Raw genomic sequence first — 22,287 nt, 5'->3', positions numbered from 1 at the left:
CGGTCCTGGCGGTTGAAATCGGCAAAGCCGTTGTTGATCACCAGGCGCGCGATGGCCCGGTGCGGCACCTGCACGCCTTTCGGTGTACCGGTGGAACCGGAGGTGTACATGATGTACGCCGCGCTGCCGGCGTCCACCGCCAGGCCCAACGGCGCATCCGCGTAGCCGCTCAGGTCGAGGCGGTCGAGTTCGACCCGGCGCGCCCCCTCCGCTTGCGGCTGGTCGCTGTGGGTCAGCAGCAACCGCGCCTGGCTGTCGGCCACCATGAACGCCTGACGCTCGACCGGCGCATTGCCGTCCAGCGGCACGTACACCGCCGCGCATTTGCTCACCGCCAGCTGGGCCGCCAGCAGATCGAACGAGCGAGGCAGCAGCAAGGCCACGCGGTCACCGGCCCGAACGCCCTGTTCAAGCAGGTAATAGGCCAGACGATTGGCCTGGGACTCGAGCTGGGCAAAAGTCCATCGACGCTGACCATGGACTGCCGCCAGTGCATCCGGTGAATTCACGGCCTGGGCTTCGAACAACCGGTGCACGGCCAGGTCACGCGGGTAGTCCCGTGCCGTGCCGTTGAACTGCTGCACCACGCGCTCACGCTCCGCCTCCGGCAAGCGATGCAGGCTGTGCAAGGCGCTCATCGGCGCCTGTTCCAGCGCCGTGACCAGTTGCAGCAGCGCCATGCGCAGCAGCTGACAGACCCGGCCACCGTCCACTGGCGCCACGACCTGCACCGTCAACCTGAAGTCATTACCGTAATCGTCGACGCTGACCACCAGCGGATAATTGCTGCGTTCCTGCGCGGTCAGCAGCTCGATCCCGGCCCAAGCCGGCCCCTGGGCGGGTTGGCCGGCACTGTGGCGATAGTTCAACAAGCTGGTGAACAGCGCCTGGGACGCCGGCACGCCACTGCAACGCTGGGCCAGGGCCAGGGACGCCTGTTCGTGGGCCAGCAGGCGCGCCAGGCGTTGATGGGTCAGACGCACGCCATCGGCAACGCCCGCAGCCCCCACGCTGACCCTCAGCGGCAAGGTATTGATGAACATGCCCAGCGCCCGGTCGGCGCCCTCGCCGCCCTGCAGGCGACCGAGCAGCACGGTGCCGAATACCACTTCCTCGCGGCCGGACAACTGCGCCAGCACCTGGCCCCAGGCCTGGTGCACCAGGCTGGCCACGCTGATCCCCAGCGTCCTCGCCTGGCCACGCAGGCGTGCGCCCAGTTCCGGTTCCAACGACTGACGGGTTTCACCGACCTGGCGAGTATCAACCTCGGCCTCACGCAATCCGAACACCTCGGTCGGCGCATCGATATCGCCCAGCAGCTCGCGGAACAGCGCCTCGTCGGCCCGCGGATCGGCGCCCAGGCGCGCCTGGGCCACATAGTTGCGGTACGGCACGCTGTCCGGCAGCGCCGTCTGCCCTTGCAGCAAGGTACCGATCTCGGCCACCAGTTGCTCCACGGCAGTGTGGTCGAGGAGGATATGGTGCAGCAGCAGGGTCGCCTCCAGGCGCCCGGCCTGGACCTGGCTGTTCAGGCGCAACAGTGGCGCCTGCCCCAGGTCGAGCCGCAGCGTCTCCAGCGCCGGGCTCGGCACCAGCGGCGCCTCGCGCCAGACCACCTGCACCGCCTCGTCGAGGCCCTGCCAGTGCAGGCTGGTGCGCAGGATGTCGTGACGGACGATGACCTGGTTCAGTGCCGCGACGAACGCGTCCAGCTCGGCTTGCCCGGCAAAGGCGAAACGCGCCTGCACCACATAGGGGTCGGCGCCTTCACTGGCCAGGTGATGGTAGAGAATGCCCTGCTGCAACGGCGCCAGGCCGTAGATATCCTGGACATTGGCCAGGCCACCGGGGATCTGCCGCACCAGCGCATCGATGGCGTCCTGGTCGAGGCTGGCCAGGGGCAGCATATCCGGGGTGATCCGCGTGCAATCGGCGGGGATGCGGTTGGCCGGCACGGCGACGGCCGCATGCCCGCCCACCGATGCGGCCAGCGCTGCCAGGGTAGGCTGGCTGAACAGCACCCGCACATCGGCTTGCAGCGCCTGCTGGCGCATGCGTTCGACCAGACGCACCGCCAGTAGCGAGTGACCGCCCAACTCGAAGAAGTTGTCGTCTCGGCCTACCGCCTCGACCCCGAGCAGGTCAGTCCAGATCGCCGCCAGGGCGGTCTCGACCGGCCCCTCGGGTGCCTGGTACTGCCGCGTCGGCGCCTCGGGCGCCGGCAGGGCCTTGCGGTCGACCTTGCCGTTCGGTGTCAACGGCATGGCCTCAAGGTGGATGAACAGTGCCGGCAACATGTACTCGGGCAATTGCCCCAGCAGATGCTCACGCAGCCCTTGCGCGACCTGGGCCTGACCGCTGTGGTAGGCCACCAGGCGTGGGCCGCTGTGCGGGTGCTGGTGAACCAGCACCAGCGCCTCGCGCACGCCAGGCAGACGGTTCAGGCAGGCCTCGATCTCGCCCGGTTCGATACGCAGGCCGCGCAGCTTGACCTGATGGTCGTTACGGCCAATGAACGCCAGGTTCCCGTCCGCGCGCTGACGCACCAGGTCACCGCTGCGGTACAGGCGCTCGCCCTCTACGAACGGACTGTCGATAAAGCGCTCGGCCTGCTGCCCGGCCAGCCCCAGATAGCCCCGCGCCACCCCCGCGCCACCGATGTGCAAGTGCCCGGCCACGCCCCACGGCAGCGGCTGGTCGGCGTCGTCGAGGACGTACAGGCGGGTATTGTCGATGGGTCGGCCGATCGGCAGCGCGCCGTGGGGCACAGGTTGTCCGGGCTCCAGGGTGAAGACGGTGCAGTCGACCGTGGTTTCGGTGGGTCCGTAGACGTTGTGCAGGCGCACCTGCGGCAGTCGCTCGCGCACCTGGCGCGCCAAGGACTCGGTCAGCTCGCCGCCACCGCAAACGATATCGGTCAGGCTCGTGCACTGCGCGCTGCGCGCCTGCTCGACGAACTGCTGCAACAGCGCCGGCACGAACTGCACCACGCTGACCTGCCGTTCGATGATCTCCCGTGCGACATAATCCGCGTCGCGCTGGCCGTCCGCTCGCGCCAGCACCAGGCGCAACCCGCTGCCCAGCGGCCAGAACAGCTCCCACACCGAGGCGTCGAAACTGATCGGCGTCTTGTGCAGCAGCGCGCCGTCAGCGCTGGTCGGGCACAGCCCGGCGGCCCAGCGCACCAGGTTGACCACGCTGCGGTGCTCGACCATCACCCCCTTGGGCGTGCCGGTGGAGCCAGAGGTGTAGATCACATAGGCCAGGTGCCGTGGGGTGAGCCCGGCCACCCGTGGGCGGGTGGCCGGCAAGGCTTCCCAGGTCGGCTGGTCGAGGTCGACCTGCGGTACCGCCACCTCGCCCGCTACCTCGCGGGTAGCGCTGTGGACCAGCACCGCCAGCGGCGCGCTGTCTTCGAGCATATGACGGATGCGCCCGGCCGGGTAACCCGGATCGAGCGGCACGTAGGCGCCACCCGCCTTGAGGATGGCCAGCAGGCCGACCACCATCGACACGCCGCGCTCGATGCAGATCGCCACCCGGTCGTCAGGTTTTACCCCAAGTTCGATCAGGTGATGGGCCAGGCGGTTAGCCTGCTCGTCGAGTTGGCGATAGCTCAGTCTCTCGCCATCGGCCTCCAGCGCAACGGCGCTGGGGCGCAGCTGCGCCTGGTGTTCGAACAGGGCGTGCAGCGGCAGGTCCAGGTCATGGTCGACCGCCGTGTCATTGCAGTCCACCAGCAGGTGATGGCGTTCCTCGACCGTCAGCACCGGCAGGTCCAGCAAAGGCCGCTCGGGCTGCTGCTCGAGCGCCTCCACCAGCCCTTCGAAGACTTGCCGCAACTGCCCGCACACGCGCTCGGCGCCCCACTCGGCGAGCGCCTGGACCGTCAGGCGCAGGTCCTCGCCCAGGTCGTCGACGGCCAGGCTCAAAGGGTAGTTGGTGCGTTCCTCGGCCCCCACCACATCGATGCCCGGCGCCACCGCGATCACCTCGGCCGCATCGCCCGCGGCACTGTGGCGGTAGTTGAGCATGCTGTTGAACAGCGGCGTCGGTGCCAGCACGCCGCTGCAGCGCTGGGCCAGGGCCAGGGGCGCCTGCTCATGGCCGAGCAACGCCGTCAGTTGCCGATGGGTGACCAACAGCGCCTCACGCACGCCCTGCCCGCGCAGGTCGACGCGCAGCGGCAAGGTGTTGATGAACATCCCCAGGGCCTGTTCGGCGCCCTCACCCGCCTCCATGCGCCCGAGCAGCACACTGCCGAACACCACCGACTCACGTCCAGACAACGCCCCCAGCAGGCGCGCCAGCCCCAGGTGCATGATACTGGCCGGGCTCACCCCGAGCAGCCTGGCCTGGGCCCGTAGGCGCTGGCTGAAGCCGGAAGCCAGGGTCAGCCTGGCTTCCTCCATGGCCTGGCCGGCCACCTCCTGGACGCCAAAGGCCAGGGTCGGCTCGTCGATATCGGCGAGCATGGCGCCGAAGAAGGCCTCATGGGCCTGTTCATCCTGGGCCTGCCGACTTCTGGCCAGCAGGTCGCGGAACGGCACCGGGACCGGCAGTCGCTCGCCCTCACCCGCCAGGTAGGCCTGGATCTCGCGGCGTACGATATCCAGCCCGGTGTGATCCATGACGGTGTGATGGAACAGCAGCAAGGCCAGAACCTCGCCGTCGCGGGCCTGGGCATGCACCAGACGCAACAGCGGCGCCTGGCCCAGGTCCATGCGATAGCGGTGGGTGTCGAAGCGCTCGCGCAACTGTCCCAGCGCATCCCCGTCGTCGTTCAGCTCGACGGCCTCGCAGACCAGCGGCGCCTTGCGCCACACCACCTGCAGCGGCTGGTCGAGGTATTCCCAGGCCAGCGCCGTGCGCAGGATGTCGTGGCGCTGGATCACCCAGTCGAGCGCCTCGGCGAACGCCAGCAGGCGCGCGGGGCTGGCAAAGCGCAACTGCGCCTGCAGCACGTAGGGGTCGCCCTCGGCCGCCGTGAGGTGGTGGTAGAGCATGCCCTCCTGCAGCGGTGCCAGCGGGTAGATGTCCTGCAGGTTGGCCGCGCCGCCGGGCAAGGTGGCGACGATGCGGTCGATGGCCGCCTGGTCGAGGCCGGCCAGGGGCAGCATGTCGGGGGTAATGCGCAACGCCGGGCTCAGCCAACCGTGGTCCAGGCCGGCGAGCATCTCCAGCAGCGCCGGCTTGTGGGCCGCCAATGCATCCCACAGGGCGTCATCGAGGGTGTCTTCATCGCCTTCGACGATCAGGTCGGCCTCCTCGCGCTGGAGTCGGATCGCACGGGTGGAGAGCGCTGCCATGAGTTCGTTGAAGAGCATTGGTAAGCATCCTGCTTTAGCCAGTCGGAAATGCTCGGAACGCTAATGGATCGAGGTGGGGCGGGCTGACATGGGAAGGGGGGACAATGACAGGAGCTGTCGGGTGTTCGACAGAAAAGTTGCAGCGCCTGTGAGATCGAGCGCCGCGCGGGCGGCGCTCGGTCTCATAGGCGCTGCAAAACCATCGCCAAACACCCAACAGCCACCCCGCGAGCCCCCATCATTGCAATTGCCCCCCGCCTGCCCCAAGCTCTGCGGTACCGCCACCCCGGACCGCCAGATGCAACGACGCCACCTGATCCAGATCGCCCTGCTGCTTGTACTGGTACTGCCCATCGCGATCGGCTACCTGTGGCGTGACCAGCAGCCCGCGGCGCCCAGCCTGCCGCCGCACAGCTACGCCAAGGCCCTGCGCCAGGCCCACGACGGCCTGCCGGGCGCCGCCCGGGTGCTCTACCAGCAGCTGCAACGCGACGACCTGCCAGCGATCCGCCGCGCCGCGCTGTACGCCGAACTGCCCCATTATCCGTCGCCACAGGCACTGAAGCTGGCCCAGCAAGACCTGGAGCACGCCGACCCACTGGTCCGCCGCGCCGCCATCGCCAGCATCCGCCGCCTGCTGCCGGCCGCCCAGCGCAGCCTGGTGCTGGGCCCGCTGCTGGAAGATGACGAGCAAAGCGTGCGTTTCGCTGCGGTAGACGCGCTGCTGGGCCTCGACCCCGACGCCATCGGCCTGTACTTTGGCCCCTTGCAGGATGCCCTGGAGCAATACGAGCAGACCCTGGAACAACAGCCTGACGACGCCGCGGCCCAGGTGCACCTGGCCCGCCTGTACATGCATGAGCAAGCCTACGACGCGGCCACCAGGGCCCTGCAACGCAGCCTGGCGGTGGCGCCCGAGGGGCTGGACGCCTTGGCCACCCAGGTGCGCCTGCTGGAACAGCAAGGCCACCACGACGCCTCCCGCGAAGTACTGGCCAAGGCCTTGGCGCTGCGCCCCGACTCGGCGTTCCTGCAATACGAACTCGGGCTGTGGCTGACCCGCCACGAGCAACAGGAATACGCCCTGCTGGCCTTGGCCCGCGCGGTCGAGCTGGAACCGGAAAACAACGAATACCGCTATACCCTGGCCGTCACCCTGCACCAGCTTGAGCAAATAGATGCAGCGCAGAAGCAGCTGGAAACCGTGCTCAACCGCCAGCCCGCCAACCGCCGGGCGCGGGTGTTGCTGATCGAGTACTGGAAGGAAACCGGCCAACTGCAGAATGTCCAGGTCCTGCTGGCCGAACTGGAACGGCAGAACCCGGACGACCCCTACCTGCAGCAGGGGCTCTGAGCCCCCCTATCAGGCCTGCAACATGCGCTGAATCTGCACGACCAGCGTCTGCAGCGAGAACGGCTTGAACATCAACGCCGTGCCCGGCTCATCGAGCAACGCCTGCTCGACCGGGTCGCTGGTGAAGCCGGTAATGAACAGGATCTTCTGCTCCGGCTTCATCATCCGCAGCGCCTTGGCTACCTGGCGCCCGCTGAAGCCTCCCGGCAAGCCAATATCGGTGATCACCAGGTCGAACGGGCCGCGATGCCGGAACTCGCCCAGTGCGCCATTGGCATCGGCCACATCGCACACCTCGAAGCCGCATTCGACCAACGCCTCTTTCATCAGGCCGCGCAAGTTGACTTCGTCATCGACCAACAGCAGCCGCTCGCCCCGGGCCTGAACCGGCAACGCTTGCGGGGCGATGCTCTCGGGCATCACACCCGAATGGCGCGGGAACATCAGCACCACCCGCGTCCCTTGATCCAAGGTCGATTCGATCCACGCCTGCCCCCCCGACTGGCGCACGAAACCATGCACCATGGGCAGCCCCAGGCCCGCCCCCTGCCCCAACGGCTTGGTGGTGAAGAACGGCTCGAAGGCCCTCGCCACATCCTCCCGGGACATGCCGTGGCCATCGTCCTCGATCTGCAACGTGACGTAGTCGCCCGCCGGCAAACTGGCCGGCCCCTCGCAACCCGACGCCAAGCGTTCGTTGGAAGTGCTGATCGTCAGGGTGCCCTTGCCAAGACAGGCATCCCGGGCATTGCTGCAAAGATGCAGGAGGGCGTTGCGCAATTGATCGGAGTCGACCTGCAACAGCCAGGGCGCAACATCCAGCTGCCAATCCAGGTGCATTTCGGCGCCGAGGGTCTGGCGCAACAAAGGCTCCATCTCCCGCAGCAGGTGATTGATGTTCAGTGGGTAGGGCGACAGTGGCTGGCTACGGGCGAAGGCCAGCAGGTTCTGGGTCAGGCCAATGGCGCGCTGGGCACATTCCCGGGCCATCTGCACATACTCCTCGACACGCTCCATCCGCCCTTGGGCCAGGCGCCGTTCGAGCAGTTCGAGGCTACTGCCGACACCGGACAGCACGTTGTTCATTTCATGCGCCAGGCCACCCGCCACCTTCACCACGGTTTCCATACGCTGGCCGTCCCGCACCGCCGCCTCGGCCAGGCGTTGGACCGCCTGGCGGTCCGCGGTGAGGTCCCTTCCCACCAGCGCGGGCAATGCCGGATCGGCAACCCCGGTCCAGCGGAACCAGCAATAGTGCCCTTCGTTGTGCCTGACCCGAGCATCGAATGCCGTCATGCCCTGTCCCTGCAGCAGCGACTTCAATGCAAGCTGGGCTTCGGTGCGATCGGCAGGGTGAAACAGTTCAGGCAACGTCACCTGCAGATGCGATGCCTCGCCCCAGCCCAGCAAGCGATGCCAGGCCGGATTCGACGAGCGCACGTGCAGGTTGGCATCGAGCATCAGCATCACGTCGGGCGACAGCTGCCAGGTATGTTGCGGATCGCTCAGGTACTGCTCCAGGCGCGCCTCGAAGGACAGCGCCAGCTCACGCCACTCACGCCCGGTCTCGATACTGGCGGTGGTCTCGATCAGGGCATGCAGGAAGCCGGCAACCTCACCCTGGTCATTTCGGATAGGTGAATAGCAACCCGTTACCCAGGCCGTCGCCGCAAAGCCCTCTCGCTTGACAGGTAACGGCGCGTCCTCGATCAAGCTGCCCTGCCCCTCCAGCACCTTGAACACCGCCGCGCCCATGCCCTCCCAGTTCTGCGCCCAGAGTGCATCGAAGGACCGCCCCTGATGGCCACCCTCACCGCCCAGCAGGGCCTGGTAGGGTTCGTTGTGAATCACGGTCAGCGCCGGCCCCCAGACCAGCGCACAGGGAAACGGTGACAGCAGCACCATGTCGGCAGCGATCCGCAGGGTGGGCGGCCAGGACGCCAGCGGCCCCAGCGGGGTCGTGAACCAGTCGAAGTCGGCGATGGGCTTGCCCATGGCGGCCAGCGGGGAGGAAGGCGGCGCCAGGTGAATGACCTGGATCTCGCCCTCGCCGGCATGCAGGTCAGCGGCCAATATCTTCGTCCCACAGCTCGGGTTTTTCGTCGATGAACCGGCGCATCAGCGCCTTGCAGGCCTCATCGTCGTGTACTTCCAGGCGTACACCCCGGCTGTCGAGCAGTTGCTCCTCACCCATGAACGTGGTGTTCTCACCGATGACCACATGCTTGATGCCATACAGCAGGATAGCGCCGCTGCACATGGCGCAAGGCGACAAGGTGGTGTAGAGGGTGGCCTCCTGGTACACCCGGGCTGGCTGACGGCCGGCATTTTCCAGGGCGTCCATCTCGCCATGCAGGATGGCGCTGTCGTTCTGCACTCGGCGATTATGGCCGCGGCCAATGATCTTGCCATCGTGCACCAGCACCGAGCCAATCGGAATACCCCCCTCCTCGAGCCCCTTGCGGGCTTCGTCTATGGCGGCCTGCAGGAAAGCGGAAGTGCCCTGGTCCATGGTTTTCCCCGGTAGTTCGTCGACTTTGCAGCAGACTAGCACAGCGCCCACCGGTCATGGCGCATTGTCTGGCGCGGGCTATGCTCATAGGGCTTTGGATCTTGCTGGCCAACCGTTTTCCCATGGATTCGACGGGCATGCACACATGAACAAGAAGCTCCTGGTCGTGCTGACCAATACCGCCAAATACCCCACCATCCCGCGCGCCACAGGACTGTGGCTGGGCGAGGCCGTGCACTTCATCGACAAAGTGCAGCAGGCGGGTTTTTCCGTCGACTATGTCAGCCCGGCGGGCGGCTATGTGCCGATCGATCCGCACAGCCTGCGCGTGGCGCCGGAGCTGGACTGGCAGTGGTACAACGACAAGACCTTCATGAATCGCCTGGGCGCCACGCTTAGCCCTGGCCAGGTCAAGGCAGAGCAGTACAGCGGGATCTACTACACCGGCGGGCATGGTGTGATGTGGGATTTCCCCGACAACCAACCGCTGCAAGAGCTGGCACGGCGCATCTACGAAAGCGGTGGTGCGGTCGCTGCGGTCTGCCATGGCGTGGTGGGCCTGCTCAATATCAAGCTCAGCGACAACAGCCTACTGCTCAAGGGACGTAGGGTGACCGGCTTCTCCAATACCGAAGAGAAGTTGGCCGAGCTGGACAAGGTGGTACCGTTCCTGACCGAAAACGAACTTGTCGCCCGCGGTGGCGAGTACAGCTGTACGGACGATGCATGGGCGTCCTTCGTAGTCGCGGACGACAGCCTGATCACCGGGCAGAATCCAGCATCCACCGCCGGGGTGGCCGACGCGGTCATTCACTACTTGCGCAACCGGTAGCCGCCACAAAAACATCGCGGGGCCAGCCCGCTCCCACACCGTCATGGCGTGGGAGCGGGCTGGCCCCGCGATGGATCTTGCAGGCAAAGCGCGTTATTCGACGCTCAGCACACCGCGACGCACCTGGTCACGCTCGATCGACTCGAACAGCGCCTTGAAGTTGCCTTCGCCGAAGCCGTCATCACCCTTGCGCTGGATGAACTCGAAGAACACCGGGCCCAGCAGGGTTTCCGAGAAGATCTGCAGCAGCAGGCGCTTGTCGCCCGGCGCGGAGGCGCCATCGAGCAGGATGCCGCGGGCCTGCAGCTGGTCGACCGGTTCGCCGTGACCCGGCAGGCGCTCCTCGAGCATCTCGTAGTAGGTCTGTGGCGGCGGGGTCATGAAGCGCATGCCCAAGCCCTTGAGCGCGTCCCAGGTCTTGAGCAGGTCGTCGGTGAGGAAGGCCACGTGCTGGATGCCTTCGCCGTTGAACTGCATCAGGAACTCTTCGATCTGTCCGGCCCCTTTCGACGATTCCTCGTTGAGCGGAATGCGGATCATGCCGTCCGGCGCGGTCATCGCCTTGGAGGTCAGGCCGGTGTACTCGCCCTTGATGTCGAAGTAGCGGATTTCGCGGAAGTTGAACAGCTTTTCATAGAAGTTGGCCCAGTAGGCCATGCGTCCGCGATAGACGTTGTGGGTCAGGTGGTCAATGATCTTCAGGCCCGCGCCGACCGGGTTGCGGTCCACGCCTTCGATGAACTTGAAGTCGATATCGTAGATCGAGCTGCCTTCCTCGTAGCGGTCGATCAGGTACAGCGGCGCGCCACCGATACCCTTGATCGCCGGCAGGCGCAGTTCCATCGGGCCGGTTTCGATTTCCACCGGCTGGGCGCCCAGCTCCAGGGCGCGGGCGTAGGCTTCATGGGCGTTGCGCACGCGGAAGGCCATGCCGCACACCGACGGGCCGTGCTCGGCGGCGAAGTACGAGGCGATGCTCTTGGGCTCGTTGTTGAGGATCAGGTTGATGCCGCCCTGGCGATACAGGTGCACGTCCTTGGAGCGGTGGCTGGCCACCTTGGTGAAGCCGAGAATCTGGAATACCGGCTCCAGCACGCCAGGAGCCGGCGAAGCGAGCTCGATGAATTCGAAGCCTTCCAGGCCCATCGGGTTGTCGAAGATATCTGCCATGTGGGTGTCCTCATCTATAAGCGAAAAACGGTTGATTACAGGCTTTGGATGTGGAGATGGCGTGGTGGTGAACAGGGGATCCCGCGCACGCTGCGGGCCAGGAAGTCACCAATGATCAGCTTGAACCCATGGTATGTCATATGGACCCATTCTCGGCGGGCTTGATTCCCCGGGAGGCGGAGAACCTTATTGTTGTATTCGTAACCCGATTCTACAGTGCGTAAATTTGTTTGTCGCGCTTTAGTTCGCAGGTTGTTCCGACAAACGGCTATTCTCAGCAGCACCCCATCGCCTTGCAGAAGGTCCGCCCGCACATGCCCCTGACCGCCAAACGCGCCGCCCGCTGGAGTTGGCGCGCCCTGCTGCCCTGGGGTGTCGGCGTGCTGCCGCTGCTGTGCGGGCTGGCGGTGATGCGCTGGCAGACCGAACAGGAACTGCAAGCCAGCAGCCAGGCCACGGCCCGCGAAGTGGGCGGCCATGTCGAAGCAATCCTCGACAGCCTGTCCAGCGCCGCCCATCACCTGCTGCCCAAGGCCGGACTACCCTGCGACGAGGTGCAGTTGGCCCTGCGCATCGAGGTGACGCGCAACGCCTTCGTGCGCTCGACCAACCTGTTCGACCACGACCGGCTGTACTGCACCTCGCTGTTCGGCGACTTCGACGAACCGGTGGACGCCAAGGACTACACCAATGGCCAACTGTGGCTGATGAATGGCAACTCGGTCACCCCGGGACAGGCCCTGCTGGTCTACCGGGTCAGCCAGGAAGGTCGTGGCGACCGTGGCGCGATCACCACTGTGGATGGCCGCCACCTGCTCACCGCGCTGCACCTGATCGGCGCCGACAACCTGGTAAAGGTGCATGTCGGCCATCACTGGATGGGCAGCGATGGCCAGGTTCACGACGGCAAGCCGCCGCTCGCGGCCACCGCCGCCGCGCAGTATGCCTCCACCCGTTATCCGTTCGATGTGCACGCTGGCTACGAAGAAGGCAAGCAGGCCGCGTTGATGCGCTCGCGCTACCCCGCCCTGCTGGGCCTGCTGCTGATGCTGGGCGTGGCGGCCGGCGCCGCCTGCCGCTGGCAGATCCGCCGCGCCAGCTCATCGCGGGGCGAGCTGGACCGGGCCCTGGATGCCGACGAGTTCTTGCCGTACTTCCAGCCGGTGGTACGCAAGGGGGATTACCGCTGGGCCGGTGTCGAGGTGCTGATGCGCTGGCAGCACCCTCGCGAAGGGCTGGTGCGCCCCGACCTGTTCATTCCCTACGCCGAGCACAGCGGCCAGATCGTCGCCATGACCCGGGCCCTGATGCTGCACACCGCCCAAGCCCTGGCCCCGCATGCGGCGCTGCTGGAGGACGGTTTCCATGTCGGCATCAACATCACCGCCGACCATTGCCGCGACCTGGGCCTGCTCGACGACTGCCAGACCTTCCTCCAGCACTTCCCGCCCAAGCGCGTGGTACTGACCCTGGAGCTGACCGAACGCAAGCTGATCGAGCCGACTCCGGTGACGTTGGAACTGTTCGAGAAGCTGCACGACATGGGCGTGATGATCGCCCTGGACGACTTCGGCACCGGCCAGTCCAGCCTCAACTACCTGCGCCAATTCCAGGTCCACTACCTGAAGATCGACCAGAGCTTCGTCGCCATGATCGGCGGCGACGCCCTGTCCCAGCATATCCTCGACACCATCATCGAACTCTCGGCCAAGCTGGGCCTGGGCATCGTCGCCGAAGGCGTGGAGACCGAGGTACAGCGCGACTACCTGGCACGCCACGACGTGGATTTCCAGCAGGGCTACCTGTTCGCCCGGCCGATGCCCGCCGACGAACTGCTGCTGGCCCTGGCCGCCCAGCCAGGTAGCCCGCAGTTGCCGCCGGGCAATGGCCCTGAGATCATGCGCGGCTGATCCGCCCGCTCACTTCCCGTTTTCCGAGGCATTCGTGTCAAAAGGCATTCTTTCGTCGGTCATGGCGTCCTGTCTGTTCGCCGTGATGTACTTCTATACCTCCTTCCTCAAGCCCCTGGACGGCGAGGAGATCTTCGGCTGGCGCACCCTGCTGACCCTGCCCTGCCTGACGCTGTTCATGCTGGTCTCGAAAGACTGGAAACGGGTCGGCGAGCTGCTCGGGCGGGTGCGCCGCGCACCGCTGCTGCTGCTCGGCATGGTCGGCACTTCGTGGCTGATGGGCGTGCAGTTGTGGCTGTTCCTCTGGGCGCCTCTGCACGGGCGCAGCCTGGAAGTGTCGATGGGCTACTTCCTGCTGCCACTGGCCATGGTGCTGACCGGGCGGCTGGTGTACGGCGAACGCCTGTCGCGCCTGCAGAAGGTCGCGGTGAGCTTCGCCGTGCTCGGGGTTGGCCACGAGCTGTACCAGCACGGCAGCTTCGCCTGGGAAACCCTGCTGGTGATGATCGGCTACCCGATCTACTTCGTCCTCAGACGGCGCTGCCGCACCGACCACCTGGGCGGCCTGTGGTGCGACATGTGCCTGCTGCTGCCGTGGGCCCTGTACTTCGTGATCCAGGGCCCGCTGTCGGCGGCGGACCTGGCCGAGCACCCGGGCCTGTACGGGCTGATCCCGCTGCTCGGGGCGATCAGCGCCTGTGCCCTGATCGCCTACGTGCTGGCCAGCCGTCTGTTGCCGTTCAGCCTGTTCGGCCTGCTCAGCTACGTCGAGCCGGTGCTGCTGGTGGGCGTGGCCCTGCTGCTGGGCGAGACCATCGGCCCCGACCAGTGGCTGACCTACCTGCCGATCTGGGGCGCCGTGCTGGTGCTGGTGCTCGAAGGCATCAAGCACCTGCTGCGTCAGCGTCGGCGTTCGGTGTAAGGCGCACCTGGCGCACCCGACGCTCCTCCACCGCCACCACGGTCATGGTCCAGCCGTTCCAGGCCAGGTGATCACCCACCACCGGCAGGCGGTCCAGCAGGCTCATCACCAGGCCCGCCAGGGTCTGGTAGTCCTCGGTGGCACGGGCGGCGAAGCCTGTGCGCGCCTGGACCTGGGCCAGGTTCAGGGCGCCACTGACCACGAAACCACCCGCCTCCTCGACCACGCCCGGTCCCTCCACCTCGCTCGCGTCCGGCAGCTCGCCGGCAATCGACTCGAGGATGTCGGTCATGGTCAGCACCCCGGTGAAGTCACCGAATTCGTTGACCACGAAGGCGATGTGGGTGGACTGGGCGCGCATCTGCTCCAGGGCGTTGAGGATGCTGAAGCTCTCCAGCAGGTTCAACGGCGCCCGGGCCAGATGTTCCAGCGCCGGCTGGTTACCGCCCAGCAGTTCCTTGAGCAGCTCCTTCTTGTGCACGTAGCCCAGCGGTTCCTCGATACGCCCGTCGCGGATCAGCGGCAGGCGCGAGTACGACGAGTTGACCAGCATCTGGGTGATCGCCTCGGCCGGCTGCGACAGGTCGATGGCATCGACCTTGGCCCGCACCGTCATCACCGTGCGGATCGGCCGCTCGGCCAAGTTGAGCACGCCACTGATCATCACCCGCTCACGACGGTCGAAGACCACCTGCTCGTCACCACCGGCCACCAGGTCGGCGATCTCCTCGCCCACCTCGTCGGCCTCGACCCGGCGCCCACCCATCAGGCGCAGCACCGCGTGGGCCGTACGCTCACGCAATGGCCGGTGCTGATGCAGGCTGCGCTTGCGACGGGCGCGGGCCAGCTGGTTGAACAGCTCGATCAACAGCGAGAAGCCGATGGCCGCGTACAGGTAGCCCTTGGGAATATGGAAGCCCAGGCCTTCGGCGGTGAGGCTGAAGCCGATCATCATCAGGAAGCCCAGGCACAGCATGATCACTGTCGGGTGTTCGTTGACGAAGCGGGTCAGCGGCTTGCTGGCGACAATCATGATACCGATGGAGAAGATCACCGCGATCATCATCACCGACAGCTGTTCGACCATGCCCACGGCGGTGATCACCGCGTCCAGCGAGAACACCGCGTCGAGCACCACGATCTGCGCGACGATCGGCCAGAACGCCGCGTGACGGGTCACGCCGCCGCTCTGGGCGACATGACCCTCGAGGCGTTCGTGCAGTTCCATGGTGGCCTTGAACAGCAGGAACACGCCACCGAACAGCATGATCAGGTCACGGCCGGAGAAGGTCTTGCCGAACACCTCGATCAGCGGCGCGGTGAGGGTCACCATCCACGAGATGCTGGCCAAAAGGCCCAGGCGCATGATCAGCGCCAACGACAGGCCGATCACCCGGGCGCGGTCGCGCTGGTGCGGCGGCAGTTTGTCGGCAAGAATGGCGATGAACACCAGGTTGTCGATACCCAGCACCAGCTCGAGGACAATAAGCGTCAACAGGCCCAGCCAGGCCGTGGGGTCGGCTAGCCATTCCATTAGCGGGTACTCACAGGGGCCGCGTCACGAGGACGGGGGAAGGAAGGCCGGGACGGCCAGGGACTGGGGGGCTCCGCGAAGGTGCTCATATAGACCTTGATAGAAAATAGGGATGTCGATCCTACAATCGAAGCAGATTTCTCTGATAGCGCAAAACTATTACAAAAGCTGTAACAGGTGCGGCAGGGCATTTTTGTTCAATACGCCCGTCACGGTCTTAGCCAGGATAGCCACACCCTCCTCCTGCATGGAAACCTCCAATGAGCCTGACATTGTCCATGGCAGCCTTTGCCCTGGCTGCCTCCATCTCCCCCGGCCCGGTCAACATCGTTGCCCTCGGCAGCGGCGCACGCCATGGCTTGCGGGCCAGCATCGGGCATGCCGCCGGCGCCACCCTGGGTTTCTGTCTGCTGCTGGTGCTGGTGGGGCTGGGCGTGCATGAGCTGTTGCTGCGCTGGCCGTTGCTGGGGCGGTTGCTGCACTGGGGTGGCGTGCTGTTTCTGCTGTACATGGCCTGGAAACTGGCCAGTGACGATGGCGGACTGGGTGCCGACGACAACCGGCGAGCGCCCAGCGCCTGGCACGGCGCGGCCATGCAGTGGCTGAGCCCCAAGGCCTGGCTGGCGGCGGTGGCCGGGATCGGCGCCTTTACCGGCGGCGAGCAGCAGTTGCTGTGGCTATTCACCTGGATCTACGGGCCGATCTGCTTCGTCTGCGTGGCCAGCTGGGCCTGGGCCGGCAGCGTGATCCGCCAGTACCTGGCCGAGCCGTGGCGGATGCGCCTGCTCAATCGGGTGCTGGCAGGGTTGCTGGTGGCGAGCGCGGTTTACCTGATGGTGTGAGGCTATTGGACCGCCCGCTCACATGGAACATGAACGCAACACTTGGGTTCAACAAAGATAGCGTGGGAGCGGGCTTGCCCCGCGATCACCGGCAAAGCCGGTGCCATACATCGCATCGCGGGGCAAGCCCGCTCCCACGCTGGTGATGCTTGCAACTCTGTTCTCTGCGCTACAGCGTAGCCCAAAGGGTTGGGCGATCTCCCGCGCAGGTGGGACATGCCTGGTATTCAGCCATTGCGATAATGCCCAGGCGTGGTCGCCAGGTGGCGCTTGAAGGCCCGCTGCAGGTGCGCCTGGTCGGCGAACCCCGCCTCCAGCGCAACCTCGGCAATCGGCCTGCCGGCCCGTAGTTGCGCCCGGGCGTGCTGCACCCGCTGGTCGAGCAGGTAGCCATGGGGCGTCAGGCCGAAGCGCTTGCCGAACGCGCGGATCAGGTAGGCCCGTGACAGCCCCGCCGCAGCGCAGATGTCCTCCAGCGTCAGCGGGTCGAGGCGATGGGCACGGATGAACGCGGCGGCCAGCTCAAGACGTGGATGGCGTGGTGGCTGGCCGCTCGCGTCCGCCTCCAGCACCTGCGCCAAGCCCCTGAAGAACGCCTCCAGCTGCGCCTCCCGACCCTCGTTGCCGGGCTCGAACAACCCGGCGAACAGCGCCAGCAACTGCCCGTACAGCACCGCCGATGTGCTCAAGGTCGCCGAGGGCAGCGCGAAGCCACGCGCCAGCAGCCAGGGCATGTCGACGAACAGTATCAGGTACGACCAGGGCTCGCCCTGGATCGGGTTGCAGGTGTGCACCACGCCCGGGTTCATCAGCACCGTGCTCCCCGCCGCCACCTCATGCCGGGCGTTGCCGGTCAGGTAGGTGCTGCGCCCACCGGTAATCACGCCGATGGAGAAACTCTCGTGGGAATGGGCCGCATAGCACACCTGGCGGCCGTCCCCCACGCGCCGGGCTTCGACAAAGGGCAATGCCGGATCACGCCAGAACCGCGAGACCTCGATCATCGCCCCGCCCTCACCCCTCGCCGCCCTGCACCACCACCAGCAACTGCGCCTGGCGCTCGCCGACCGAACGCAGGCGGTGCGGGGTCTGGGCATTGAAATGCAGGGCATCGCCCGCCTCCAGCAACACCCGTTCGCTCATGAAGTCCACCTCCACCTGGCCCTCGTGGACGAACAGGAACTCCTCGCCTTCGTGCTCCTTGAAAGTCGGGTCGCTGAACGCGGTCGGTGGCTGGATCAGGAACGGCAGCAGGCTGCGCTGGCCAACCTGGGAGGTCAGCACCGCATATCCCGGCCCCTCGCCACCACCCACCAGCGCCTGGCGCTCGCCGCGGCGCACCAGGCTGTAGCGCGCCTGGCCGTCGTGCTCGCCGTCGAACAGCTCCTCGACATTGACGTTCAGCGCCCGCGCCAGCTTCAGCGCGGCGGCGATCGACGGCGTGTTGAGGCCGCGCTCGACCTTGGACAGGTAACTCTTGGTCATGCCGGACTTGTCGGCCAGTTGCTCAAGGGTGATGCCCAGTTTCTTTCTCAGCAGTTTCAGTCGGATAGACATGTGACGCGGGTTTCCCGAACAAACGCACTTGCTTATGACACTTTGTGTCATATAGGATTATTTGTGTCATCTGATGGCTCGCCCCCTCACCGTCCAAAGCTCGGGGGCGAGCCAGCCCTGACATCCGTCATCACGCCACAGAGGAAAGCTCCCCATGGCCAATACCCTTACCCTCAGCAAAAACCAGCTGGTGCAAAAGGCACTGACACAGATGCAAGGCTCGCTTGCCGATAATACGTGGACTGTGCGCGAAAAGCTGGCCCTGACCTGCCGAATTCTCTTCGATAACGGCCACGACTCGGGCCTGGCCGGGCAGATCAGCGCCCGCGGTCCGCAGCCGGGCACCTTCTACACTCAGCAACTGGGCCTGGGCTTCGACGAAATCACCGCCGGCAACCTGCTGCTGGTCAACGAAGACCTCGAAGTGCTCGAAGGCCAGGGCATGCCCAACCCGGCCAACCGCTTCCACAGCTGGGTGTACCGCGCCCGCCCCGACGTCAACTGCATCATCCACACCCACCCCACCCACGTCGCCGCGCTTTCCATGCTCGAAGTGCCGCTGCAGGTCTCGCACATGGACCTGTGCCCGCTGTACGAGGACTGCGCGTTCCTCGAGGCCTGGCCGGGCGTGCCGGTGGGCAATGAGGAAGGCGAGATCATCAGCGCCGCCCTGGGCGACAAGCGCGCCATCCTGCTCTCGCACCACGGCCAGCTGTCCACCGGCACCAGCATCGAGCAGGCCTGCGTCTACGCCCAGCTGATCGAGCGCGCCGCGCGCCTGCAACTGCTGGCGATGGCCGCCGGCACCATCAAGCCGATCGCCCCGGAGCTCGGCCGCGACGCCCACGACTGGATCGACCGGCCCAAGCGCCACGGCGCCGCCTTCAACTATTACGCCCGGCAGGCGCTGCGCCAGCACGCCGATTGCCTCGCCTGACCCCATCTTGCCTTGCTTGCGGAGCCACACACCATGACCACTCGATTCCACGGCATCATCGGCTACACCATCACCCCGTTCACCCAGGACGGTGAACAGCTTGACCTGCCGGCCCTGGGCCGCTCCATCGACCGCCTGATCGACGGCGACGTCCACGCCATCGCGCCGCTGGGCAGCACCGGCGAAGGCGCCTACCTGAGCGACGGCGAATGGCAGCAGGTCGCCCAGTACAGCCTGGAGCGCATCGGCAAGCGCGTGCCGAGCATCGTCAGCGTCTCCGACCTGACCACCGCCGGCGCCGTGCGCCGCGCCCGCTTCGCCCAGCAGCACGGCGCCGACGCGGTAATGGTGCTGCCGGCGGCCTACTGGAAACTCAGCGAAGCCGAGATCGTCCAGCACTACCGCGCCATCGGCGCGGCCATCGACCTGCCGATCATGCTCTACAACAACCCGGCCACCAGCGGCACCGACATGCCGGTGGAGCTGATCCTGCGCATCGTCCGCGAGGTGGACAACGTGACCATGGTCAAGGAGAGCACCGGCGACATCCAGCGCATGCACAAGCTGCAACTGCTCGGTGAAGGCCAGGTACCGTTCTACAACGGTTGCAACCCGCTGGCGCTGGAAGCCTTCGTGGCGGGCGCCACGGGCTGGTGCACGGCGGCGGCCAACCTGATTCCCGAACTGAACCTGCGGCTGTACCAGGCGGTGCAGAACGGTGAGCTGGAACAGGCCAAGGCGCTGTTCTACCGCCAACTGCCGTTGCTTGACTTCATTCTCAAGGGAGGTTTGCCGGCGACCATCAAGGCTGGCCTGGAGATGACCGGGTTGCCGGTGGGCGAGCCGCGCCGGCCGGTGTTCGGGCTGGATGCCCAGGGCCGCGACCAGCTGAAGGCGCTGCTCGACGCCTTGTATCAGGGCTGACATCGTCAACGTGCCTGTGGGGGGCCACTCCCACAGGTCATCTACACACTTGAGAACACCGCCCCGACCCGGACGGTGTTCTGATCAGCGCTGGCGCGCCACCTGCCACAACCGCGCCACATCCCCGGCCCGCGCCTTCAGCAGCGTCTCGGCTTGGTCACAGGCCTGCTCCAAGGTCATCGGTCCGCTGGCCAAGGCAAAGGCGGCGTCGATGCCCTGTGCGTACAACTGCTCGTAACCGGCCCCCAGGGTCCCCGCCAAAACCACCACCGGTACACCATGTCGCCTGGCCACGCGCGCCACCCCAAGCGGCGTCTTGCCGCGCAGGGTCTGGGCATCGAAGCGTCCTTCGCCGGTGATCACCAGGTCCGCGCCCTGCACCAGGCCATCGAGCCCGGCCAGCTCGGCGACCACCTCGACGCCCGGGCGGAACTGCGCGCCCATGAACGCCTTGGCGGCAAACCCCATGCCCCCGGCCGCGCCGCTGCCCGGCTGGTCACGCACATCCGTGCCCAGCAGGCCTGCGCAATGGTCGGCGAAATGTGCCAGGGCCTGGTCCAGGGCCTGCACCTGCTCGGGGCTGGCGCCCTTCTGCGGGCCGAAGATCGCCGAAGCACCGTTGTCCCCGCACAACGGGTTGTCGACATCGGCGGCAACCTCCACCTGGACCTGCGCCAGGCGCGGGTCCAGGTCGCTGGCGTCGATGCGCGCCAATTGCGCCAGGGCCAGTCCGCCCTCGGCCAACGGTTCGCCCTGGGCATCCAGCAAGCGCAGGCCCAACGCCCGCAACATGCCGCTACCGCCATCATTGGTGGCACTGCCGCCGATGGCCAGGACGATGCGCGAGGCACCGGCCGCCAACGCCGCCGCCACCAGTTCGCCGGTGCCCCAGGTGCTGCTGCGACAAGCGTCGCGCTGGCCGTTGGGCACCAGCTGGATGCCACTGGCCTGGGCCATCTCGATCACCGCCGTGCGGCTCTCGGCCAGCCAACCCCAACCCGCCTCGACCGTCTCGCCCAACGGGCCGCGCACCACCTGGCGACGCAGTTCGCCATGGCTGGCGGCGACGATCGCCTCCATGGTGCCTTCGCCGCCATCGGCCATCGGGCATTCGATGCGCTCGGACGCCGGCCAGACTTCGGCCAGGCCGGCGGCGATGGCGCGGGCGACACCGGCAGCATCGAGGCTGTCCTTGAACGAGTCGGGGGCGATGACGATCTTCATGGGGATTCTCCTGTCCTGTTGTCGCGCATGCTGACAGGTGTACGCCACGCCAGCCTCGGTCGGATGCACAAAACCCAGGGGCGTTGATTGGGCGGATGCCTCTACAGCCCCTTTGCCGGCAACAACTGCAACCCCAAATACAGGCTCAGCATCCCCTCCATCCGCAACGGGTCCACCTCCCCCAGCTCGGCGATCCGCTCCAGCCGATAGCGCAGGCTGTTGCGATGGATTCCCAGGGCCTCGGCGCAGGCCTGGCTCTGCCCGTCATGGGCGCACCAGGCACGCAGGGTGAGCAGCAACTGGCCACTGGCGTCCTTGGCGCGGATGCGCTGCAACGGTTCGAGCAGCTCATCCAGGGCATCGTCGTTGCGATGCCGCCAGAGCAAAGCCGGCAAGCGGTAGCGCTCCAGGCTCAGCAGACGCTCGTCAGGCAGCACTTCACGGCCGTAGGCCTGCAGGTCGCGAACCCGCCGATAACCACGGCGCAACTGCTCCAGGCTCTGCGCCGGGCTGCCCAGGGCCAGGCGTTCGACGTCCCAACCATGGCGCTGCAGGCGCTCGAACAGGCGCGGCTCGTCCAGCACCACGCCCGCCGGGCGGCACCATAGCAGCGACTGGCGCGCGGGGCTGACGCACCAGCTGTCCGGGTAACGGCTCATCAGCCAGGCCGACAGGGCTTCGGCCGGCGGCCCGGCGCGCAGCTCGAACAGACAAGGGATCCGTGGCAGGTTGGGCTTGAGCCCCAGTTGCTGGGCCTCGTCGACCAGGCGCGGTGACTCACCGCTGCCGCCCAGCAGCAGCGCCAGCAGGTCGTCGCAGCGCTGGCGGCGCCATTGCTGCTCCACCTGCAGGTGACGCTGGGCCAGCAGCATCTCGGCGGTCATGCGCACCAGTTCCCCGTAGGTGCGCAGTTGCTGCGGATCACCGGTCAGCCCCAGAACGCCGATCAGCCGGCCATCGAGCATCAGCGGCAGGTTGACGCCGGGCTGCACGCCCTTCAGACACTTGGCCGCCTCCCCGTCCAGCTCGACGATGCGGCCGTTGGCCAGCACCAGTTGCGCGCCTTCGTGACGGGTATTGATGCGCTCGGGCTCGCCACTGCCGAGGATCAGGCCCTGGCTGTCCATCACATTGACGTTGCACGGCAGGATGGCCATCGCCCGGTTGACGATGTCCTGGGCCAGGTCGTGGTCCAGCTCGAACATGTAAGGGTCCTTCGGCATTGGTCGACGGCACAGCAGCCTGCACCTGACACTGTGC

Annotated in this window: 16 protein-coding genes; 7 read left to right on the top strand and 9 right to left on the bottom strand. The window is 66.6% G+C overall.

The window, feature by feature from the left end; translation table 11 throughout:
• The coding region (locus LU671_RS18680) for a non-ribosomal peptide synthetase (protein ID WP_232856513.1) at nucleotides 1-5,327 on the bottom strand (5,327 nt) is incomplete at its 3' end.
• 280 nt (nucleotides 5,328-5,607) lie between these two features.
• Between LU671_RS18680 and LU671_RS18675 the strand changes: the two genes are divergently transcribed.
• Nucleotides 5,608-6,663: a tetratricopeptide repeat protein gene (locus LU671_RS18675; RefSeq protein WP_232856512.1), complete on the top strand. Its 1,056-nt coding sequence runs from the start codon at nucleotides 5,608-5,610 to the stop codon at nucleotides 6,661-6,663.
• 9 nt (nucleotides 6,664-6,672) lie between these two features.
• Here the strand turns inward: LU671_RS18675 and LU671_RS18670 are convergent, their stop codons facing one another.
• Together LU671_RS18670 and LU671_RS18665 are read right to left on the bottom strand one after the other, a co-directional pair.
• A complete protein-coding gene (locus LU671_RS18670) occupies nucleotides 6,673-8,658 on the bottom strand; it encodes an ATP-binding protein (protein ID WP_442964140.1) in 1,986 nt (661 codons plus the stop codon).
• A gap of 67 nt (nucleotides 8,659-8,725) precedes the next feature.
• Nucleotides 8,726-9,175, bottom strand: a complete 450-nt coding sequence (locus tag LU671_RS18665) for a nucleoside deaminase (RefSeq protein WP_232856510.1) — start codon at nucleotides 9,173-9,175, stop codon at nucleotides 8,726-8,728.
• A 145-nt stretch (nucleotides 9,176-9,320) separates the two neighbouring features.
• Between LU671_RS18665 and LU671_RS18660 the strand changes: the two genes are divergently transcribed.
• Complete coding sequence (locus LU671_RS18660) at nucleotides 9,321-10,007, top strand: type 1 glutamine amidotransferase domain-containing protein (RefSeq protein WP_203647007.1); 687 nt, start codon at nucleotides 9,321-9,323, stop codon at nucleotides 10,005-10,007.
• A 93-nt stretch (nucleotides 10,008-10,100) separates the two neighbouring features.
• Here LU671_RS18660 and hppD read toward each other — a convergent pair whose 3' ends face one another.
• Complete coding sequence (hppD, locus tag LU671_RS18655; protein WP_232856509.1) at nucleotides 10,101-11,177, bottom strand: 4-hydroxyphenylpyruvate dioxygenase; 1,077 nt, start codon at nucleotides 11,175-11,177, stop codon at nucleotides 10,101-10,103.
• 314 nt (nucleotides 11,178-11,491) lie between these two features.
• Between hppD and LU671_RS18650 the strand changes: the two genes are divergently transcribed.
• Entirely contained in the window at nucleotides 11,492-13,087 is a 1,596-nt protein-coding gene (locus tag LU671_RS18650) for an EAL domain-containing protein (RefSeq protein ID WP_232856508.1), read from the top strand.
• A gap of 34 nt (nucleotides 13,088-13,121) precedes the next feature.
• Nucleotides 13,122-14,009, top strand: a complete 888-nt coding sequence (gene rarD, locus LU671_RS18645; protein WP_232856507.1) for an EamA family transporter RarD — start codon at nucleotides 13,122-13,124, stop codon at nucleotides 14,007-14,009.
• Here the strand turns inward: rarD and LU671_RS18640 are convergent.
• On the bottom strand, nucleotides 13,972-15,543 hold the full coding sequence (locus LU671_RS18640; protein WP_232856506.1) for a TerC family protein: 1,572 nt from the start codon (nucleotides 15,541-15,543) through the stop codon (nucleotides 13,972-13,974). The two genes, rarD and LU671_RS18640, sit on opposite strands and share 38 nt — an antisense overlap.
• A 260-nt stretch (nucleotides 15,544-15,803) precedes the next feature.
• On the opposite strand from LU671_RS18640, the gene LU671_RS18635 reads away from it, so the two are divergent.
• Nucleotides 15,804-16,385 (top strand): LysE family translocator, encoded by a 582-nt coding sequence (locus tag LU671_RS18635; protein WP_232856505.1) that lies wholly within the window; start codon nucleotides 15,804-15,806, stop codon nucleotides 16,383-16,385.
• Nucleotides 16,386-16,612: 227 nt separating this feature from the next.
• On the opposite strand, the gene LU671_RS18630 is transcribed toward LU671_RS18635, so the two are convergent.
• Entirely contained in the window at nucleotides 16,613-17,389 is a 777-nt protein-coding gene (locus tag LU671_RS18630; RefSeq protein WP_232856504.1) for an AraC family transcriptional regulator, read from the bottom strand.
• Between the two features lie 10 nt (nucleotides 17,390-17,399).
• Nucleotides 17,400-17,942, bottom strand: coding sequence for a helix-turn-helix domain-containing protein (locus LU671_RS18625; RefSeq protein WP_198743306.1), 543 nt, complete (start codon nucleotides 17,940-17,942; stop codon nucleotides 17,400-17,402).
• Between the two features lie 154 nt (nucleotides 17,943-18,096).
• On the opposite strand from LU671_RS18625, the gene LU671_RS18620 reads away from it, so the two are divergent.
• Complete coding sequence (locus LU671_RS18620) at nucleotides 18,097-18,879, top strand: aldolase (protein ID WP_232856503.1); 783 nt, start codon at nucleotides 18,097-18,099, stop codon at nucleotides 18,877-18,879.
• Between the two features lie 33 nt (nucleotides 18,880-18,912).
• Complete coding sequence (locus LU671_RS18615) at nucleotides 18,913-19,803, top strand: dihydrodipicolinate synthase family protein (protein WP_203647019.1); 891 nt, start codon at nucleotides 18,913-18,915, stop codon at nucleotides 19,801-19,803.
• Nucleotides 19,804-19,887: 84 nt separating this feature from the next.
• Here LU671_RS18615 and LU671_RS18610 read toward each other — a convergent pair whose 3' ends face one another.
• Both LU671_RS18610 and LU671_RS18605 read right to left on the bottom strand, forming a co-directional pair.
• Complete coding sequence (locus LU671_RS18610; RefSeq protein WP_232856502.1) at nucleotides 19,888-21,027, bottom strand: glycerate kinase; 1,140 nt, start codon at nucleotides 21,025-21,027, stop codon at nucleotides 19,888-19,890.
• 101 nt (nucleotides 21,028-21,128) lie between these two features.
• Nucleotides 21,129-22,232: a sugar diacid recognition domain-containing protein gene (locus LU671_RS18605; protein WP_232856501.1), complete on the bottom strand. Its 1,104-nt coding sequence runs from the start codon at nucleotides 22,230-22,232 to the stop codon at nucleotides 21,129-21,131.
• Nucleotides 22,233-22,287 lie beyond the last annotated feature (55 nt).

It is taken from the genome of Pseudomonas sp. NMI760_13, assembly GCF_021283245.1.
GTDB classification, from domain to species: Bacteria; Pseudomonadota; Gammaproteobacteria; order Pseudomonadales; family Pseudomonadaceae; genus Aquipseudomonas; species Aquipseudomonas peradeniyensis.
This window is presented reverse-complemented; position numbering and strand designations above follow the sequence as displayed.

What these genes read in the sequence shown, in the direction of transcription:
- LU671_RS18615 (WP_203647019.1), top strand. Translation starts at nt 18,913, where the DNA reads ATGACCACTCGATTCCACGGCATCATCGGCTACACCATCACCCCGTTC.
- LU671_RS18640 (WP_232856506.1), bottom strand. Translation starts at nt 15,543, where the DNA reads ATGGAATGGCTAGCCGACCCCACGGCCTGGCTGGGCCTGTTGACGCTT.
- LU671_RS18620 (WP_232856503.1), top strand. Translation starts at nt 18,097, where the DNA reads ATGGCCAATACCCTTACCCTCAGCAAAAACCAGCTGGTGCAAAAGGCA.
- LU671_RS18670 (WP_442964140.1), bottom strand. Translation starts at nt 8,658, where the DNA reads ATGGGCAAGCCCATCGCCGACTTCGACTGGTTCACGACCCCGCTGGGG.
- LU671_RS18650 (WP_232856508.1), top strand. Translation starts at nt 11,492, where the DNA reads ATGCCCCTGACCGCCAAACGCGCCGCCCGCTGGAGTTGGCGCGCCCTG.
- hppD (WP_232856509.1), bottom strand. Translation starts at nt 11,177, where the DNA reads ATGGCAGATATCTTCGACAACCCGATGGGCCTGGAAGGCTTCGAATTC.
- LU671_RS18630 (WP_232856504.1), bottom strand. Translation starts at nt 17,389, where the DNA reads ATGATCGAGGTCTCGCGGTTCTGGCGTGATCCGGCATTGCCCTTTGTC.
- LU671_RS18635 (WP_232856505.1), top strand. Translation starts at nt 15,804, where the DNA reads ATGAGCCTGACATTGTCCATGGCAGCCTTTGCCCTGGCTGCCTCCATC.
- LU671_RS18675 (WP_232856512.1), top strand. Translation starts at nt 5,608, where the DNA reads ATGCAACGACGCCACCTGATCCAGATCGCCCTGCTGCTTGTACTGGTA.
- LU671_RS18610 (WP_232856502.1), bottom strand. Translation starts at nt 21,027, where the DNA reads ATGAAGATCGTCATCGCCCCCGACTCGTTCAAGGACAGCCTCGATGCT.
- LU671_RS18625 (WP_198743306.1), bottom strand. Translation starts at nt 17,942, where the DNA reads ATGTCTATCCGACTGAAACTGCTGAGAAAGAAACTGGGCATCACCCTT.
- LU671_RS18660 (WP_203647007.1), top strand. Translation starts at nt 9,321, where the DNA reads ATGAACAAGAAGCTCCTGGTCGTGCTGACCAATACCGCCAAATACCCC.
- LU671_RS18665 (WP_232856510.1), bottom strand. Translation starts at nt 9,175, where the DNA reads ATGGACCAGGGCACTTCCGCTTTCCTGCAGGCCGCCATAGACGAAGCC.
- LU671_RS18605 (WP_232856501.1), bottom strand. Translation starts at nt 22,232, where the DNA reads ATGTTCGAGCTGGACCACGACCTGGCCCAGGACATCGTCAACCGGGCG.